General features: G+C 72.5%; 13 protein-coding genes. 6 read left to right on the top strand and 7 right to left on the bottom strand.

What is annotated here, in order from left to right:
* Positions 1-66: 66 nt before the first annotated feature.
* Positions 67-5,121 carry an NAD-glutamate dehydrogenase gene (locus tag GA0074704_RS25920; RefSeq protein WP_088972898.1) on the top strand — a complete coding sequence of 1,685 codons (5,055 nt, stop codon included), beginning with the start codon at positions 67-69 and terminating at the stop codon, positions 5,119-5,121.
* Positions 5,122-5,193: 72 nt separating this feature from the next.
* On the opposite strand, the gene GA0074704_RS25915 is transcribed toward GA0074704_RS25920, so the two are convergent.
* Both GA0074704_RS25915 and GA0074704_RS25910 read right to left on the bottom strand, forming a co-directional pair.
* Positions 5,194-5,997, bottom strand: coding sequence for a class F sortase (locus tag GA0074704_RS25915; protein WP_377471618.1), 804 nt, complete (start codon positions 5,995-5,997; stop codon positions 5,194-5,196).
* Between the two features lies 1 nt (position 5,998).
* Complete coding sequence (locus GA0074704_RS25910) at positions 5,999-7,198, bottom strand: hypothetical protein (RefSeq protein WP_088973987.1); 1,200 nt, start codon at positions 7,196-7,198, stop codon at positions 5,999-6,001.
* 533 nt (positions 7,199-7,731) lie between these two features.
* On the opposite strand from GA0074704_RS25910, the gene GA0074704_RS25905 reads away from it, so the two are divergent.
* On the top strand, positions 7,732-9,543 hold the full coding sequence (locus GA0074704_RS25905) for a glycoside hydrolase family 6 protein (RefSeq protein ID WP_088972896.1): 1,812 nt from the start codon (positions 7,732-7,734) through the stop codon (positions 9,541-9,543).
* A 182-nt stretch (positions 9,544-9,725) separates the two neighbouring features.
* Here GA0074704_RS25905 and GA0074704_RS25900 read toward each other — a convergent pair whose 3' ends face one another.
* The 5 genes from GA0074704_RS25900 to GA0074704_RS25880 form a co-directional block, all read right to left on the bottom strand.
* Entirely contained in the window at positions 9,726-10,106 is a 381-nt protein-coding gene (locus GA0074704_RS25900; protein ID WP_088972895.1) for a hypothetical protein, read from the bottom strand.
* A gap of 104 nt (positions 10,107-10,210) precedes the next feature.
* Positions 10,211-10,546, bottom strand: coding sequence for a hypothetical protein (locus tag GA0074704_RS25895; RefSeq protein WP_088972894.1), 336 nt, complete (start codon positions 10,544-10,546; stop codon positions 10,211-10,213).
* 14 nt (positions 10,547-10,560) lie between these two features.
* Positions 10,561-12,225 carry a sodium:solute symporter family protein gene (locus GA0074704_RS25890; RefSeq protein ID WP_088972893.1) on the bottom strand — a complete coding sequence of 555 codons (1,665 nt, stop codon included), beginning with the start codon at positions 12,223-12,225 and terminating at the stop codon, positions 10,561-10,563.
* 141 nt (positions 12,226-12,366) lie between these two features.
* Complete coding sequence (locus tag GA0074704_RS25885; RefSeq protein WP_088972892.1) at positions 12,367-13,401, bottom strand: hypothetical protein; 1,035 nt, start codon at positions 13,399-13,401, stop codon at positions 12,367-12,369.
* 12 nt (positions 13,402-13,413) lie between these two features.
* Complete coding sequence (locus tag GA0074704_RS25880; protein ID WP_088972891.1) at positions 13,414-14,007, bottom strand: hypothetical protein; 594 nt, start codon at positions 14,005-14,007, stop codon at positions 13,414-13,416.
* Between the two features lie 264 nt (positions 14,008-14,271).
* On the opposite strand from GA0074704_RS25880, the gene GA0074704_RS25875 reads away from it, so the two are divergent.
* The 4 genes from GA0074704_RS25875 to GA0074704_RS25860 are packed head-to-tail and all read left to right on the top strand — an operon-like array spanning position 14,272 to position 18,118.
* Positions 14,272-16,743, top strand: a complete 2,472-nt coding sequence (locus GA0074704_RS25875; protein ID WP_088972890.1) for a sensor histidine kinase — start codon at positions 14,272-14,274, stop codon at positions 16,741-16,743.
* Positions 16,740-17,159, top strand: a complete 420-nt coding sequence (locus GA0074704_RS25870) for a roadblock/LC7 domain-containing protein (RefSeq protein ID WP_088972889.1) — start codon at positions 16,740-16,742, stop codon at positions 17,157-17,159. The genes GA0074704_RS25875 and GA0074704_RS25870 overlap by 4 nt, the downstream gene beginning before the upstream one ends.
* Entirely contained in the window at positions 17,149-17,535 is a 387-nt protein-coding gene (locus GA0074704_RS25865) for a DUF742 domain-containing protein (protein WP_088973986.1), read from the top strand. Before GA0074704_RS25870 ends, GA0074704_RS25865 begins: the two co-directional genes overlap by 11 nt.
* On the top strand, positions 17,516-18,118 hold the full coding sequence (locus GA0074704_RS25860; RefSeq protein WP_088972888.1) for a GTP-binding protein: 603 nt from the start codon (positions 17,516-17,518) through the stop codon (positions 18,116-18,118). Before GA0074704_RS25865 ends, GA0074704_RS25860 begins: the two co-directional genes overlap by 20 nt.
* Positions 18,119-18,145 lie beyond the last annotated feature (27 nt).

Here is an 18,145-nt window from a genome sequence, read left to right as displayed (position 1 = left end):
TGCGGCGGGCCTAGGCTTGGGCGGCAGAGTGACCCACAACGCGGTGGGTCGAGGGGAGTGGCACCGATGGACCGGCGTCCGGCGATCAAACCGGGACCCGACCTCCGGCAGGCTGACACCGGCCGGGACGAGGACAGCTTCGATTCCGTCAGCGACGGGGACGGCTACGGCCGCCTCGCCACAGGAGTGACCGGCATGACCGGTTCGAGCATCGACACCATCTACGACCTCGGCCTGCCCCCGGAGGCGCTGGCCGACGGCGCGGAGGACGCCGAGCTCGACGAGCCGGTACCGAACGCGGAGCGCCTGGTTGCCCAGGCCGTCGCGCTCGCCGGGGACGACCACGACGCGGCGACCCTGGTCGGCCGCTTCTGGCGGTTCGCCCCCGACGAGGAACTGATCGGATTCACCGCCGAGGAGATGCTGGCGGCGGCCCGGGCGCATCGCGACCTGGCCCAGCAGCGGGTCCCCGGCGAGCTGAAGCTGCGGATCCACGAGCCGCACGCCGACCAGCACCACACGGTGGTGGAGATCGTCGCCGACGACATGCCGTTCCTGGTGGACTCGGTCACCGCCCTGCTCAACACCCACCACCTGGACGTGCACCTGCTGGTGCACCCGCTGGTCGTGGTGCGGCGGGAGCCGCTGGGCCGGCTCACCGAGGTCTCGGCGGACGTCGAGCCGGACGACGCGATCGCCGGCGACCTGGTCGAGAGCTGGATGCGGGTCGAGATCGACCCGGTCCGCGACGCCGACGCCCGGGACCGGCTGCGCCGCGAGTTGCAGCGGGTGCTCACCGACGTGCGGGAGGCCGTCGAGGACTGGCCGAAGATGCGCCAGCGGGCCCTCGCGCTCGCCGACGAGCTGGCCGCCGCGCGGACGTCGGACAACCGTCCGCCGGTGCCCGAGAAGGACATCACCGACTCGGTGGAGCTGCTGCGCTGGCTCGCCCACGACCACTTCACCTTCCTCGGCTACCGGGAGTACCGGCTGGTCGACGCGCCGGCCGGGGGGCAGGCGCTGGAGGCGGTGCTCGGCACCGGGCTGGGCATCCTGCGGCAGGACTCCCCGGAGGCCCGGTCGCTGGACTCGATGACGCCCGAGGCGCACGAGAAGGTGACCGAGAAGCGCCTGCTGATCATCACCAAGGCGAACTCGCGGGCCACCGTGCACCGCTCGGCGTACCTCGACTACATCGGTTTCAAGATCTTCAACGACGCCGGCGAGGTGGTCGGCGAGCGGCGGTTCCTGGGCCTGTTCTCCACCGCGGCGTACCGGACAAGCGTCCGCGAGCTGCCGGTGGTGCGGCGCAAGGTGGCCGAGGTGCTCGACCGCTCCGGCCTGAGCCAGCGCAGCCACTCCGGCAAGGACCTGCTCCAGATCCTGGAGACGTACCCGCGCGACGAGCTGTTCCAGATCAAGACCGACGACCTGTACCACGCGGTGATCGGTGTGCTGCGGATGGCGGGCCGGCGGCAGCTGCGGGTCTTCCTGCGCCGCGACGCGTACGGCCGGTTCATCTCCTGCCTGATCTACCTGCCCCGGGACCGGTTCACCACCCAGAACCGGCTGCGCATGCAGGACATCCTGCTGCGCGAGCTCAACGGCGTCGGGGTGGACTACACCACCCGGGTCACCGAGTCGATGCTCGCCCGGGTGCACTTCATCGTCCGGACCGACCCGAGCAACCCGCCGGGTGAGGTCGACGCCGACCTGCTCGCCGAGGAGCTGGCGGACGCCACCCGGCTCTGGGACGACGACTACCGGCTGGTGCTGGAGCGCAAGCTCGGCGACGAGCAGGCCAAGCACCTGTTCACCCGGTACGCCGACGCGTTCCCGGAGGGCTACAAGGACGGGCACACGCCGTACGAGGCGATGAAGGACCTGGCCAAGCTGGAGCTGCTGGAGGAGCCCGGCCAGCTGGAGATGCACCTGTTCCGCAAGCAGCTCGCGCCGCGGCCGGGCGGCCACGACCGGGACGTCGACGAGAGCATGGACGTCCGGTTCAAGGTCTACCGCAACGGTGAGCCGATGATGCTCTCCGCGGTCCTGCCGGTGCTGCACTCGCTGGGCGTCCGGGTCGTCGACGAGCACCCGTACGAGGTGGACCGGATCGACGGCCGGGTCTTCCTCTACGACTTCGGGCTCCGGCTGCCCGAGGCGCACCAGGAGCTGTCCGAGGTCCGCCCGCACGTGGAGAACGCCTTCGCGGCGGCGTGGCGGGGCGAGGCCGAGGTGGACGGCTTCAACGAGCTGGTCCTGCGCGGCGGGCTCACCTGGCGGCAGGTGGTGGTGCTGCGGGCGTACGCGAAGTACCTGCGCCAGGCCGGCACGGTCTTCTCGCAGGACTACATGGAGTCCACCTTCATCGCGTACCCGCAGATCGCCCGGCTGCTGGTGGAGCTCTTCGAGGCCCGGTTCGCCCCCGGCGCGGCGCCCCTGGACGAGCGCCGGCAGCGCGGCGGCGAGCTGGTCACCGCGATCGGCGAGGCGCTGGACGAGGTGGCCAGCCTCGACCAGGACCGGATCCTGCGCTCCTACCTGACGCTGATCCAGGCCACCCTGCGGACCAGCTTCTACCAGAAGCCGGTCGGTGGGCGGCCGAAGCCGTACGTCGCCTTCAAGCTGGACCCGCAGGCCATCCCGGACCTGCCGGCGCCCCGGCCGAAGTTCGAGATCTTCGTGTACTCGCCGCGGTTCGAGGGCGTGCACCTGCGGTTCGGGGCGGTGGCCCGGGGTGGGCTGCGCTGGTCCGACCGGCGGGAGGACTTCCGTACCGAGGTGCTCGGCCTGGTCAAGGCGCAGATGGTCAAGAACGCCGTGATCGTGCCGGTGGGCGCCAAGGGCGGCTTCGTGCTCAAGCAGAAGCCGGGCGACCGGGACGAGGCGGTCGTCTGCTACAAGGAGTTCATCTCCGCCCTGCTGGACGTCACCGACAACATCGTCAGCGGCGAGATCGTGCCGCCGAACGACGTGGTCCGGCACGACGCCGACGACCCGTACCTGGTGGTGGCGGCGGACAAGGGCACGGCGACGTTCTCCGACATCGCCAACGAGATCTCGGCCGCGCACAACTTCTGGCTCGGCGACGCGTTCGCCTCCGGCGGTTCGGCCGGGTACGACCACAAGAAGATGGGCATCACCGCCCGGGGCGCCTGGGAGTCGGTCAAGCGGCACTTCCGGGAGCTGGGGCACGACACCCAGACGCAGGACTTCACCGTGGTCGGCGTGGGCGACATGTCCGGCGACGTGTTCGGCAACGGGATGCTGCTGTCGCAGCACATCCGGCTGGTCGCCGCCTTCGACCACCGGCACATCTTCCTCGACCCGGACCCGGACGCCGCGACCTCGTGGGAGGAGCGCAAGCGGCTGTTCGACCTGCCCCGGTCGTCCTGGGAGGACTACAACGCCGAGCTGATCTCGGCCGGTGGCGGCATCTACCCGCGCACGGCGAAGTCGGTGCCGGTCTCGCCGCAGGTCCGCGCGGTGCTCGGGCTGGACGACGACGTCAACCAGATCAGCCCGCAGGAGCTGATGAAGGCGATCCTCACCGCGCCGGTGGACCTGTTCTGGAACGGCGGCATCGGCACCTACGTGAAGGCGTCGACGCAGACCAACGCCGAGGTCGGGGACAAGTCCAACGACGCGATCCGGGTGGACGGCAGGAGCCTGCGCTGCCGGGTGGTCGGCGAGGGCGGCAACCTGGGCTGCACCCAGCTCGGCCGGATCGAGTACGCGCTCACCGGCGGCCGGATCTACACCGACTTCATCGACAACGCGGCCGGGGTGGACTGCTCCGACCACGAGGTGAACATCAAGATTCTGCTGAACACGGCGGTCGCCGACGGCGCGCTGACCGTCCCGGACCGGGACGAGCTGCTCGCCGAGATGACCGACGAGGTCGCCGAGCTGGTGCTGCGGGACAACTACGACCAGGCCCGGGCGCTGAACAATGCGCAGGCCCAGGCCGCCTCGCTGCTGCCGGTGCACCGGCGGATGATCACCGAGCTGGAGCGGGCCGGTCAGCTCGACCGGGCGCTGGAGGCGCTGCCGCCGGACGAGGAGCTGGCGGTCCGTACCGAGTCCGGGCTCACCGCGCCGGAGTTCGCGGTGCTGCTCGCGTACGTCAAGATCGTCCTGGAGAAGGAGATCCTGGCCGAGGGACTCGCGGACGAGGAGTGGACGACCGACGTCCTGGTCCACTACTTCCCGACGCCGATGCGGGAGCGGTTCGCCGACCGGATGTCCCGGCACCGGCTGCGCCGCGACATCGTCACCACCGTGCTGGTGAACGAGGTGATCAACCGGGGTGGCATCTCGTTCGTCTTCCGGGTGGTCGAGGAGACGGCCGCCTCGGCGGCGGACGTCCTCCGCGCCTACGTGGTGGTCAGCGAGGTGTTCGGGCTGCGCGGGCTCTGGGACGCGGTGGAGGCGCTGGACAACAAGGTCTCGCCCGAGCTGCAGACCAGCGTCTACCTGGACACCCGGCGGCTGCTCGACCGGGCTGTGCGCTGGCTGGTCACCAACCGGCGTTCGCCGATCGACGTGCCGGCGGAGATCGCCCGCCTGCGGGCCGGCGTGGCCACGCTGCTGCCGGGGCTGGAGGACCTCTTCTACGGCAGCGAGCGGGAGGCGATCGTCGCCCACATGGACTCGATGACCGCCAAGGGGCTGCCCCGGGAGCTGGCCGAGCAGGCGACCCGGCTGATGTACAGCTTCGGCCTGCTGGACGTGGTGGAGACCGCGGCCCGCAGCGGTCGGGAGGTCGGCGAGGTGGCCCCGGTCTACTTCGTCCTCTCCGACCGCTTCCGGGTGGACAGCCTGCTGTCGAAGATCTCCCTGCTGCCGCGGGAGGACCGCTGGCAGACGCTGGCCCGGATGGCGCTGCGCTACGACCTGTACGCCGCGCTGGCCGCGCTCACCGGGGAGGTGCTCGACTCCACCGCGGACTCGCTGCCTCCGCACGAGCGGGTGCAGGAGTGGGAGCAGTCGAACGCCACCTCGATCCACCGGGCGGTGCGGGCGATGGGCGAATTCGACGAGTCCCGCGCCGACCTGGCCGCCCTGTCGGTGCTGCTGCGCCAGATCCGTACCCTGGTCCGGACCTCCGCCGCGGCCTGACGCGACGACGCACGGAACGACCCGGCGCGCGAGGGGATCTCCCCCCGCGCGCCGGGTCGCGTCGGCATCGGGTCAGCCGGTCATCGTGGCGTACACGACCACGTTGTCCAGGTAGCTCCGGGCGGTCTCGTCGAAGGTGCCGCCGCAGGTCACCACCCGCAGGCCGGCCCGGTCGTTCGGGCCGTAGACCTGCTCGGTCGGGAAGGCGGTCTTCGGGTACGACCGGACCTCGTCGACGGTGAAGGTGACGCTCCGCCCGTCCTGGCGCCCGACGGTGATGGTGTCGCCGGGCTGGAGCGCCCCCAGGTTGAAGAAGACCGCCGGCCCGATCTTCGCCGAGTCGACGTGCCCCACGACGACCGCGTTGCCGACCTCACCGGGGCTGGCCCCGGGGGAGTACCAGCCGGCCGTCATCGCCTGCTCCAGCGGCGGCACCTGCACCGTGCCGTCCGGGTTGGTGCCCAGCGAAATGATCGACGCGTTCACCCCGATCCGCGGGATCGAGATGGTGGTGGGCGTGGAACGCGTGAGCGCCGCCGGACCGGTGACCGTGGGGTCGGGGGTGACGGGCGCGGGGGTGCCGTCGACGGCGCCGGCATCCGGGCCGGGGTCGGCGGCGCCGGGGTCCGTGCCGTCGGGGTCCTCCGGCGCTTGCGCCACGTCGCCGGTCTGCTCGCCGCCCGGGTCGTCGTCGGGGGCCGGGGAGCGGTCCGCCGGACCGGCCTGGGCCAGCGGCTGGGGCGGCCGGGGCGGGGGAACGGTACGCGTCGAGGCGCCGATCATGAAGGCGCCGACCATGGCCAGCAGGACGACGACGGCCGCGCCGGCGGCACGCCACGGTCTCCCGTGGCGGCCGCCGGCCGGTGTCGCCGTCACGTCAGACGAGCGAACCATCGGTCCGACGCCGACGCATCAGCACGATCCCGCCGAGCGCCGCGGCGCCCAGCATGCCGGCCCCGCCGGTGGCCAGGCCCTTGTCGACGCCGGTGGTGGTCATGCCACCGTCGCCGCCGTCCACCCCGCCGTGCGGGAGGACGACCAGCTCACCCTGGCCGCAGGAGCCCTCGAGCTCGTAGCGGCCAGGCTTGGCGTGCTCGTCGACGGTGGCCTCGCCGTAGTAGACGAACTCCCGCCCGTGCTCCCAGCCGTCCTCGCCCCAGGAGTCCTCGTCCCAGGACTTCTCGTCCTGGGGGTAGGCCTCGGGGCCCTTCTTCCACTCGTCGCCGTAGGACTTCTCGTCCTGGCCGTACGCTTCGTGGTTCTTCTTCCACTCGTCGCCGTAGGACTTCTCGTCCTGGCCGTACGCTTCGTGGTTCTTCTTCCACTCGTCGCCGTAGGACTTCTCGTCCTGGCCGTACGCTTCGTGGTTCTTCTTCCACTCGTCGCCGTAGGACTTCTCGTCCTGGCCGTACGCTTCGTGGTTCTTCTTCCACTCGTCGCCGTAGGACTTCTCGTCCTGGCCGTACGCCTCGTGGCCCTTCATGCCCTCGTGGCCGTGCTCCTCGCTGTAGGCCTCGGGGCCCTTCCACTCCGGCTTGTGGCCCTCCTCGCCGGCCGAGCCGTCGGCAGCCGCGCCGGCGCCCTGGCCGCCGAGGGCCTCGGGCTTGCCCGCGCCGTCCCACGGGCCCTGGTCGCCCTCGGAGGGCTTCTCGCCCTTGCCCGGCTCGCCCTTGCCCTGCTCGTCCTTCTTGCCCTGCTCTTCCTTCTTGCCGTGCTCGTCCTTGCCCTTTTCGTCCTTGCCGTGCTCGTCCTTGCCGTGCTCGTCCTTGCCCTGCTCCTCGCGGCCCTTCTCGTCGCGCCAGTCCCCGTGGTCGGCGTCCTCGCGGAGCTCGTGCAGCTTGACCTTGCCGGTGACCTTGGACCAGACGAAGGCGTGCTCCTGCGGCTCCGAGCAGACCTCGAACAGCTTGACCTCGTCGCCGGCACGGACGACGTGCGGCTTGGCGTACACCTTGCCGTCGCGGTCCTCGCCGTCGTGGTGGCCGTCCGCGGCGGCGATCCCCGGCGTGAACACCAGGAGCGAAGCGCCACCGAGGGCAGCGCCCGCAACGACCTTGCCGAGCATCTTCTTAGCCATGACCTGCGTCACTCCATCCCTGTTGTCCTGGGCCCGGCTAGAACCGAGCCACAACCGACGTTAGACCTTTTCATGAGTTATGCGGGGAAAGATTCGCGTTCTGGAGTTTGCAGGCTGTACATGCCTTTGGAGAGCTGAGCGGCATGTGTCGTAGTTGTCACCCCGGGCGGGCGTTCCGGCCCGCAGTCGCGCCTCGCGCGGTATCCGGCGCTCTGGCAGTGTTGCGACGAGGGGGTCCGCAACCACAGCGCATCGAGACGTTGCCATGGAAGCGCTCCCATGCAAGAATCGCTGCACGCGGTTCGGGGAGCCACACCGCGAGAGCCAGACGTCGAGGGCATCCGGTCATCCGGGCGGCGTCGGGTCGTCGAACGGCCGGCACACCACCGGCTTCGGCACCACCACCAATCCGACCCCTGCGGGTCGGGCACCCCCGAAAACCCCATGACACCGACAGCCGTCCGACCGGGCGCCTGTGGGGTCATCGCGCCGGGCCGCTCGCGGATCCGGTCTCGCCCAAGGAGTTCAGTGGCATGAATCTGTGGAGAAATCTGTCCGGCCGGCGCCGGGCGGTCGCCCTCGCCGGCGCGAGCGCTCTGGTGGCGGGCGGGCTGGTGACCATTCCGGTCACCGCGGCCCAGGCCGCGACCCAGTGCAGCGTCGACTACACCACCAGCGACTGGCCGGGTGGCTTCACCGGCACCGTCACGATCAAGAACCTCGGTGACCCGGTCAGCTCCTGGAACCTGGGCTTCACCTTCCCCACCACCAGCCAGAAGGTGCAGCAGGGCTGGTCGGCGAAGTGGTCGCAGAACGGCCAGAACGTCACCGCCACCAACGAGTCGTGGAACGGCTCGCTGCCCAGCGGGGCCAGCACCACCATCGGCTTCAACGGCGCGTGGAGCGGCAGCAACCCGAAGCCGACCTCCTTCACCCTGAACGGCACGGTCTGCAACGGCGGCACCTCGACCCCGCCGCCCACCACCCCGCCGCCGACCACGCCGCCCCCCACGACGCCGCCGCCGACCACGCCTCCTCCCACGACCCCGCCGCCCACCACGCCGCCGCCGACGACCCCGCCGCCCGGCACCAAGGTGGACAACCCCTACCTCGGGGTGAAGGGGTACGTGAACCCGGAGTGGAAGGCCAAGGCGGACGCGGAGCCGGGCGGCAGCCGGGTCTCCAACAACCCGACCGCGGTGTGGCTGGACCGGATCGCCGCCATCAACGGCACCACCAACAGCAGCTCCAACGGCTCGATGGGGGTGCGTGACCACCTGGACAAGGCGCTCGCCCAGGGCGCCGGCTACATCCAGTTCGTCATCTACAACCTGCCCGGCCGCGACTGCGCCGCGCTGGCCTCCAACGGTGAGCTGGGTCCGGACGACCTGCCGCGCTACAAGACCGAGTACATCGACCCGATCGCCGCGATCCAGGCCGACCCGAAGTACAAGAACCTGCGGATCGTCAACATCATCGAGATCGACTCGCTGCCGAACCTGGTGACCAACACCTCCGGCCAGCCGGGTGGCACCGCGATGTGCGACACGGTGAAGGCCAACGGCGCGTACGTCAACGGTGTGGGCTACGCCCTGGCCAAGCTGGGCGCGATCGGCAACGTCTACAACTACATCGACGCCGCGCACCACGGCTGGATCGGCTGGGACAGCAACTTCGGCCCCACCGCCAACCAGCTCTACGCGGCGGCGACCGCCTCCGGCAGCACCGTGAAGAACGTGACCGGCTTCATCGTCAACACGGCGAACTACTCCGCCCTGAAGGAGCCGTACATCAAGATCACTGACTCGGTGAACGGCCAGACCGTCCGCCAGTCCAAGTGGATCGACTGGAACCAGTACGTCGACGAGCTGTCCTTCGCCCAGGCGTTCCGCAACAAGCTGGTCTCCACCGGCTTCGACAGCAACATCGGCATGCTGATCGACACCTCCCGCAACGGCTGGGGCGGCACCGCCCGCCCGACCGGCCCGGGTGCCACCACCAGCGTCGACACCTACGTCAACGGTGGCCGTATCGACCGCCGGATCCACGCCGGCAACTGGTGCAACCAGGCCGGTGCGGGCCTCGGCGAGCGGCCGAAGGCCGCGCCCGAGCCGGGCATCGACGCGTACGTCTGGGTCAAGCCCCCGGGTGAGTCGGACGGCTCCAGCACCCTCATCCCCAACGACGAGGGCAAGGGCTTCGACCGGATGTGCGACCCGACCTACACCGGCAACGCTCGCAACGGCAACAGCATGAGCGGCGCCCTGCCGAACGCGCCGATCTCCGGCGCCTGGTTCTCCGCCCAGTTCCAGGAGCTCATGAAGAACGCCTACCCGGCGCTCTGACCAGCCGGTCGGCCTGCCCGCCGCCGCGGGAGTGAGGCACCGCGGCGGCAGGTTCCCCCGGGCCCCCGACACGACCCCTCCGGTCCGTGTCGGGGGCCCACCCCTGTCCCGACACGTCCGGGCCCGGCGGGGGCGCTCTCGTTCCAGCGCCTCCGCCGGGTCCGACCGGCGCCGGTCGCGGTCTAGGGAACGGTACGTTCGATCGCCGCGGCCCCGAGCTCGGCCAGGTCACGCCGGGCCCGTTCCAGGTTCTCCGGGGTCATGTCCTGACCGCGGGCCTGGACCAGGTCCTCGGGCTCCCACGGCTGCTCCGCGCCGGTGCGGATGTTGTCCCCGCCCGCCCCGGTGCCGGTCCCCGTCGCGCCGGTCCCGGCCGCGTACGGGTCACCGAGCAGATCCTCGGTCGGCGCGCCGGTCGGGGTGTCACCGGGCCCGGTGAAGGACGGGGTATCCCGATCGGGGCCTCCACCGGTGGCCAGCTGCGGCACCGTGCTCTCGTCGTCCACCGCCGCGGCCACCTCCGGGCTCTCCTCCAGCGGCCGTTGCCGGTCCCGATCCGTCATGTCTGCTGCCCTCCTGTCCGCGCGGGGCGTCCTGATCCCCCAGGCGTACCCGGGCGGAGCCCGCCCATGCGGGCCGAGCCGGGCCGATCCGCGGTCGGGCCGGGTCAGCGCCCGTCGTCGTCGCGCGGCGGGGCCGGCGCCTCGGGCGGGCTGAGCCGCTGCCAGGCGAGCATGAGCAGGCCGAACACCAGCATCACCAGCCCCGCCCACAGGTTGATCCGCACGCCCTGCGCCTTGTCGATCTCCGCCTGCGAGTCGAAGAGCCCGATCAGGCCGACGATCACCCCGTACGCCACGAAGAGACCACCGATCACCCGGCGGATGTCGAAGAGCCGGGCCGCGGCGGACCGGGACCGCTCCTCCTCGGTCTCCTCGACCATCGGGTCGTGCGCCTCGTGCGGGGGACGGTGGTGCCGGTCGCGGTCGCTGTGCTCGGACATCGGGTCGTCCCTTCCTAGAAGACCGGCAGGTAGAACAGGATGGCGAGCAGGACGGCGATCCCGCCGAGCAGCACCGGCGAGCGGTACCAGGCGGCGTCGCCGGCCAGCGAGTCGTCGGCCAGCGTGGTGTCCGCCATGCCGTAGACCAGGCCCTCCAGCTCGTCGCGGCGCTTGGGCCGGGTGAGCGGCGTGATGATCGCGGCGACCACGGCGACCGTGACGAAGGCGATCCCCGCGCCCCAGAAGCTCTCCTCCAGGTCGGAGTTGAAGTCGAACCAGCCGAAGAACTTGTAGCCCAGGTAGGTGAAGAGGGCGGCCAGGGTGCCCAGCAGCAGGGACCAGAAGCCGGCCACGGCGCTCATCCGCTTCCAGAACATGCCGATGATGAAGGTGGCGAAGAGCGGGGCGTTGAAGAGCGAGAAGAGCGCCTGGATGTAGTTCATGATGTTGCTGAAACCGGCCGCGATGAAGGCGGTGCCGATGCCGACCACCACCCCGCCGACCGTGGCCAGCCGGCCGATCCGCAGGTAGTACTCGTCGGAGCGGTCCCGCTGCACGTACGCCTGCCAGATGTCGTACGTGAAGACGGTGTTGAAGCCGCTCACGTTGGCCGCCATGCCGGCCATGAACGAGGCGAGCAGGCCGGTCACCGCCACGCCGAGCACCCCGTTGGGCAGCAGGTCGCGCATCAGCAGCGGGATCGCGTTGTTGTAGACCAGCGAGCCGCTCTCCGCGCCCAGCCCCTTGACGGTGACCAGGGCGACCAGGCCGGGAATGATCGTCACCAGCGGGATGAACAGCTTCGGGTACGCGGCGATGATCGGCGTACGCCGGGCGGCGCTCATGTTCCGCGCCGACAGCGCCCGCTGCACCTCGGCGAAGTTGGTGGTCCAGTAGCCGAAGGAGAGCACGAAGCCCAGCCCGAAGACGATGCCCAGCCAGTGCGCCCCGAGCGGGTTGTCGGTGCTGCCGGTGCCCTGCCAGGCGTGCAGCCCCGCCTCGCCGAGCTTCGAGCCCTTCACCGCGTCCATCAGACCCGAGACGCCGCCGACCTTGACCAGGCCGATCACGGTGACCGGGATCAGGCCGGCCAGGATGACGAAGAACTGGAGCACCTCGTTGTAGATCGCGCCGGAGAGCCCACCGACGGTGATGTACGCCAGCACGATGAACGCGCCGACCACGATGGCGATCCAGAGCGGCCAGCCGAGCAGCGCCTGCATCACCAGCGCCAGCGCGTAGAGGTTCACCCCGGCGATCAGCACCTGGGCGGCGGCGAAGCTGAGCGCGTTGAGCAGGTGGGTGGGGCGGTTGAACCGCAGGCGCAGGTATTCGGGGACGCTGCGGACCCGGGAGCCGTAGTAGAACGGCATCATCACGATGCCCAGGAAGACCATCGCCGGTACGGCGCCGATCCAGTAGTAGTGCACGGTCATCACGCCGTACTGGGCGCCGTTGGCGGCCATCCCGATGATCTCCAGCGCCCCGAGGTTCGCCGAGACGAACGCCAGACCGGTCACCCAGGCGGGCAGCGAACGGCCGGACAGGAAGAAGTCGACGCTGGTGCGGATCGCCCGCCGGGCGGCGAACCCGACCCCCAGCACCGTCACGAAGTAGAGCGCCAGGATCAGGTAGTCCAGCGTGTTCATGTTCAGCCGCAGACCGCCGCCACCGTCCATCCTGCGTACCTCCGTCCGTGCCGGGAGCGTGAGCGCGCTATTACCCTCCGTGTGAGGTTTCATGCCTCCCCGTCCGGACAGATCCGACCTGGAACGCGGAACGCCCCGGCCGGGACCCGGCCGGGGCGTTCCGCGTGCTGGTCAGCGACCCAGTACGCGGTCCAGGAAGTCGCGGTACTGGCGGACGGCCACCCGGAGCTGCTCGGTGTCGACCGAGCCGTTGTCCTGCCAGCCGCCCAGCTTGTCCTTCTGCGCGGCCAGTGCCGAGGAGAGCGCCTGGATGGCCTCCTCCACCAGCGACTGGGCCTCGCCCACGGCGGCCTTGGGGTCGTCGACGAAGCGCAGCTGCACGTCGCGCCAGCGGTCCCGGAAACCCTGGGCGGTCTCCGGCTCGAAGAGCGTCGCGGCGTCGGCCGGGACGTTTCCGGCGGCTGGTCGGGCCGCCCCGGCGAGCCCGGCACCGGCCACGCCGGTCGTCCCGGCTCCGGCCGTGGCGACCGCCGCCTCCGGCGAGGTACGCGGGTCGCGGCCGGCGTCCGCGTCCCGGTCCTCGGCGTCCGGGTCGACCATCGTCGGGGTGGCGCTGCCGTAGCCGGCCACGTCGTCGTCCCGGGTGGGGTGCCCGCCCTCGGCGTGCTCCCCGGCCCGGCGCTCCCGGCTGTGCAGCCGGTCCCCGGCCGTCGGGTCGGCCCGCTCGTCGTCGAAGGCGTCCGTGCGGCCCGGCGCCCCGTCGCCCGGCAGGGCGGTGTCCTCGCCCCGGGCGTCCCGCTCGTCGGCCGGCCGGCCGCTCGCCAGCGCGGAGGCCGCGACGGCGTCGCCGACCGTGGCCGCGCCGAAGGCCGTGGGCAGCGGCGCGGGTTCGTGGAACTCCGGCCGCCCGTCGCCGTCCAGGTCGCCGTCCGGGCGGCCGTCGTGGTCGCGGTCGGCGTTCCGGACGTCGTGCCGGCGGGTGTCGTCCAGTTCGCCGGCCTCCCGGCGGTCGCCGATCGGCTCCCGGGCCAGCACCGGGTCACCGAAGGTGCCCCGGTCGTCCAGCGCCTCCTCCGGCACGTCGGTGCGGCCGTCCCGGTCGCGGTACGGCTCGTCGGCGTCCGTCGTGCCCGGCGGCGGCACCGCCACCGGCGCGGATCGTACGGCCTCCGGGCGGTCGGTGTTGCCCTGCTCGTCGTGGCGCATCGCGCGATCCTCTCAGCGGGTGGTGACGTCGTCGGACTGGTCCGGGTGGTGCGCTGCGGGCCGCTGCTGGCCGACCGGCTCCTCGCCGAGCAGGTCGGCGAAGAGGGACCGGTAGTGGACCAGCGCCTGGCGGAGCTCCTCCGTGCTGGCCTCACCGCGCTCGTTGCGCAGCCGGATCTCGTGCGCGTCCCGGTAGTGGGTCAGCGTGCGGGCGTGCTCCACCGAGAGGTGGGCCATCTGTTCCGAGAAGTCCCCGGTGGGGTACCCACGCTCGGCGATCAGCCGGCTGACCAGCTCGTCGGCGTCGCCGACGGTCTCGGCGGGGGAGTCGACGAAGCGGACCTGGAGCTCCTCCCAGGCGGCCGCGTACCGGGCCCGGGACTCGGGGGCGAGCGGGGTGAGCGTGAGCTCGGCGTGCCGGCGTTCCCGGTCGCGCAGCTCCCGCACGGCGGCGCTGCGGCTGTCCTGCTCGGCGACGACCCGGTCGTACTCCGGGCCGAAGCGCTGCTTGAGCGCGCGGCGTCGGCTCGCCCTGACGGCGAGCGCGGCCAGCGCGACGAGCACCAACACGACGACGACAATGACGACTACCTGCGTGGGCGACATGGCTCCTCCTTCGCCACCCGTATTCCCTCCCGCCGGTGATCGCCAATCCCGTTCCCGGCGACTTTCCTGACCGGTTCCGGTCCGCCCGGTCGGGCGTCGGCGCGCCCCGCCGGCGGTGATCATCGGCCCGACGGCCGGTAGTGCATCCCGCGGTGATTACGTATCCTGCCCGGGGCGCGGTCGTGGCGGCCCCCGGCGCCGTGGCCGGGACGCTGCCCCGGCCGCAGCCGGCGCCACCCCTGTCACCCCTTCCGGTGAGGTTGGATGAACACCCGCGACTGGCCGATCCGCTCGAAGCTGACCGCCCTGGTCGTGGTCCCGGTGACCGCGCTGCTGGCGCTCTGGATCTTCGCCACCTCGCTCGCCTTCGGTCCCGCGTTGGACCTGCTCTCCGCCCGGACCCTCCTCTACGACCTCGGCCGCCCCGGCGAGACCGTGGTGGCCGAGCTGCAACGCGAGCGCCGGCTGACCGCCGTGCAACTGGCCGGCGAGCAGCGGCTGCCGGTGCTGGCCGAGCAGCGGGCGCGGACCGACCGGGCGGTCGCCGAGCTGCGCCGCCGGATGGCCGGGGACCGGCTGCGGGACGCCGCCGACGACCTGCTCGACGCCCGCCTCGACACGCTCGCCGCCGCCCTGGACGGGCTGCCCGCCGGCCGGAGGGCCGTCGACCGCCGCGCGATCGACCGGACCGGTGCGGCCAGCCTCTACAGCGGCATGGTATCCGCGGCTTTCGAGGCGTTCGCCGGAATGGCCTCGCTCCCCGACAACGACCTCAACCGGCAGGCGCTGGCGGTCACGGCGCTGGGCCGCTCCCGTGAGCTGCTCGGCCAGGTGGACACCCTGCTCGCCGGGGCGGTCACCGCCGGCCGGTTCGCCGAGGGGGAGCACGAGCAACTGGTCCTCGCCGTCGGCAGCCAACGGTTCCTGGTCCTGGACGCGCTGGTCGACCTGCCCGCCGGGGACCGCACCGCCTACCAGCGGGTGGCCGGGCAGCCCGCCTTCGTCCGGCTGCGCGCCATGCAGGACGCCCTGCTCCGGGCCCGGCCCGACGCCCGCCCGCCGGTGGACGTGCGGGTCTGGCAGGCCGACTACGACACCGTGCAGCAGCGGTTGCGCGAGTACGAGCTGGCCGAGGCCGACGAGTTGGCCGACCGCTCGGTGCCGGTCGCCGTCGGCATCCTCACCCGGCTGGCCGTCGCCGGGCTGCTCGGGCTGGCGGCCGTGGTGGTCTCCGTCCTGGTCGCGCTGCGGGTGGGCCGGTCCCTGGTCACGCGGCTGTCCGGGGTACGCACCGCCGCGCTGGACATGGCCGAGCACCGGCTGCCCGACGTGGTGGCCCGGCTGCGCCGCGGCGAGGAGGTGGACGTCGACCGCGAGGCGCCCCCGCTGGACCACGGCGGCGACGAGATCGGCCAGGTCGGGCGCGCGTTCAACGAGGTACGCCGGACCGCGGTGCGGGCCGCCGTCGACGAGGTCACCCTCCGCCGCGGCCTCAACGAGGTGTTCCTCAACATCGCCCGGCGCAGTCAGGGGCTGGTGCACCGGCAGCTCGCCCTGCTCGACCGGATGGAACGGCACACCGAGGATCCGGACGAGCTGGCCGGGCTCTTCCAGGTCGACCACCTCTCCACCCGGCTCCGTCGACACGCCGAGGACCTGGTCATCCTGGCCGGCGCGGCGCCGGGCCGGGGCTGGCGGGAACCGGTCGCCATGGTGGACGTGATCCGCGGCGCCATCTCCGAGGTGGAGTCGTACGACCGGGTCGACATCACGACGGTGCAACCGGCGGGCGTGGTGGGCCGGGCGGTGGGCGACGTGATCCACCTGCTCGCCGAGCTGATCGAGAACGGCACCGTCTTCTCCGCGCCGGAGACCCGGGTCGAGGTCACCGGTCGGGACGGTCCGGACGGCTACACCGTGGAGATCACCGACCACGGGCTCGGGATGGCGCCGCGGGCCGTCGAGGACGCCAACCGTCGGCTGGCCCGCCCACCGGAGTTCGACCCAACCGACTCGGCCCGGCTGGGCCTGTTCGTGGTGGCCCGGCTCGCCGCCCGGCACGGGGTACGGGTCCGGCTGCGGTCGGCCGGACCGGGCGGCGGCGTGACCGCCGTGGCGGTCCTCCCGGTCGACCTGGTCACCGACGAGCCGCCGCCGCCGACCGGGCCGCCCCGGTCCACCCCGGCCCCCGGGCGGACCACCGTCCCTCGTCCCCGCGCCACCCGCCCGTCCCCGACCCGCCCGCCGACCACCGGGACCTCCTCCGTCGCGCCCCCGGACGACGCCGACGGGCTGCCCCGGCGGGTCCGCCGGCGCGGCCCGGTGGCACCCGTGCGGCCGGTCGCCGAGGCGGCCGGGCGTACGCCGGAGGAGGCCCGCCGCGCGATGGCCGCCCTCCAGGCCGGCACGGCCCGGGGCCGCCGCGACAGCGCCCGGCTCCCCGCCCCGGCCGGGTACGCCGACCCCGGTGCCCCGCCCACCACCCCGGACGGGTACTCCGGACCCGGCGCCCCACCGGTCACCGCGGCACCCGAGCCGGCCGTTCCGGCACCGGACCCGTCCGTGCCGGTCACCACGGCGCCGGACCCGGCCCGGCCGCCCGTCCCGGCGCCCGACCCGGCCGCGCCGGCCAGCCACCGACCCCGAGCCGGTACGCCGGCGCCCGAAGCGCTTCCGCCGGTCCCGGCGGCCAGCGCGGAAACCCCGCCCGCGACCGAGAGGGACATCCGGAGATGAACAGGACCGCACCGGGCCCCGCGCTGGACTGGCTCCTCGACGAGCTGGTGGCCCGGGTACCGGCCGCACGGCAGGCCGTGGTGCTCTCCGCCGACGGGCTGCTGCTCGGCGCCACCGCCGACCTCGACCGCGCCGACGCCGAGCACCTCTGCGCGCTGGCCTCCGGCTTCTCCAGCCTGGCCAAGGGCGCGACCCGGCACGTCGACGGGGGAGCCGTCCGGCAGACCGTGGTGGAGATGGAGTCCGCGTACCTCTTCGTCACGGCTGCCGGGCAGGGCGCCTGCCTGGCCGTGGTGAGCGAGGCCGACGCGGACATCGGCCTGGTGGCGTACGAGATGGCGATGCTCGTCGTCCGGGTCGGCGAACACCTCAGCGCGCCGGCCCGTACGGCGTCCGGTGCCGGCGATGCGGGCTGACCCACCCGGGCCGCACCACGAGTGGCTGGACGCGGCGGCCGGCCCGGTCGTGCGGCCGTACACCCTCACCGGCGGCAGGGTCCGGCCGGCGGTCGCCTTCGACCTGGTCGCCCTGGTGGTGGCCGACCCGGACGCGGACCCGACCGGCCCGCCGTCGCTGCTGCCCGAACACCGCCGGCTGGTCGTGGCGTGCCGGCGCCCGGTTCCGGTGGCCGAACTCGCCGCGGAGCTCGACCTCGCCGTCGGCGTGGTCCGCGTGCTGCTGGGAGACCTGGTCTCCCGCGGACTGGTGGCGGTGCACGAGCCGCCGGCCGCCGCCCATCTTCCCGACAACGACATCCTCAAGGCGGTGGTCAATGGACTCCGTGCGCTATGACCGGCAGGGATCCGCGGACCGGATCCCGCTGGCACTGAAGATCCTCATCGCGGGGGGCTTCGGGGCCGGCAAGACGACGATGGTGAGCGCGCTGAGCGAGGTACGGCCGCTGCAGACCGAGGAGATCCTCACCGACGCCGGCGCGGGGACCGACGACCTCTCCGGGGTGGAGGGCAAGTCGACCACCACGGTGGCGATGGACTTCGGCCGGATCACCATCAACGAGGACCTCCAAGTCTATCTCTTCGGCACCCCGGGGCAGGACCGGTTCTGGTTCCTCTGGGACGAGCTGGCGTTCGGCGCGCTCGGCGCGGTGGTGCTGGCCGACACCCGGCGGCTCGCCGACTGCTTTCCCTCGATCGACTACTTCGAGCAGCGGGGCGTCCCGTTCGTGGTCGGGGTGAACTGCTTCGAGGGGTCCCGCCGGTTCGGGCTGGACGCGGTGCGGCAGGCCCTCGACCTCGACCCGCAGGTGCCGCTGCTGCTCTGCGACGCGCGGGAGCGGCAGTCCGGCAAGCTGCTGCTGATCTCCCTGGTCGAGCACGTGGCGCGGCAGCGCGGGGAGCCGGTGCCGGTGGCCTGACCGGATCGCCGCCGCCCCACCCGGTCA

The organism is Micromonospora siamensis (genome assembly GCF_900090305.1).
In the GTDB taxonomy this organism is placed as follows: Bacteria; Actinomycetota; Actinomycetes; order Mycobacteriales; family Micromonosporaceae; genus Micromonospora; species Micromonospora siamensis.
The sequence above is the reverse complement of the archived record's forward strand: the minus strand, read 5'-3'. Positions and strand labels throughout refer to the sequence as shown.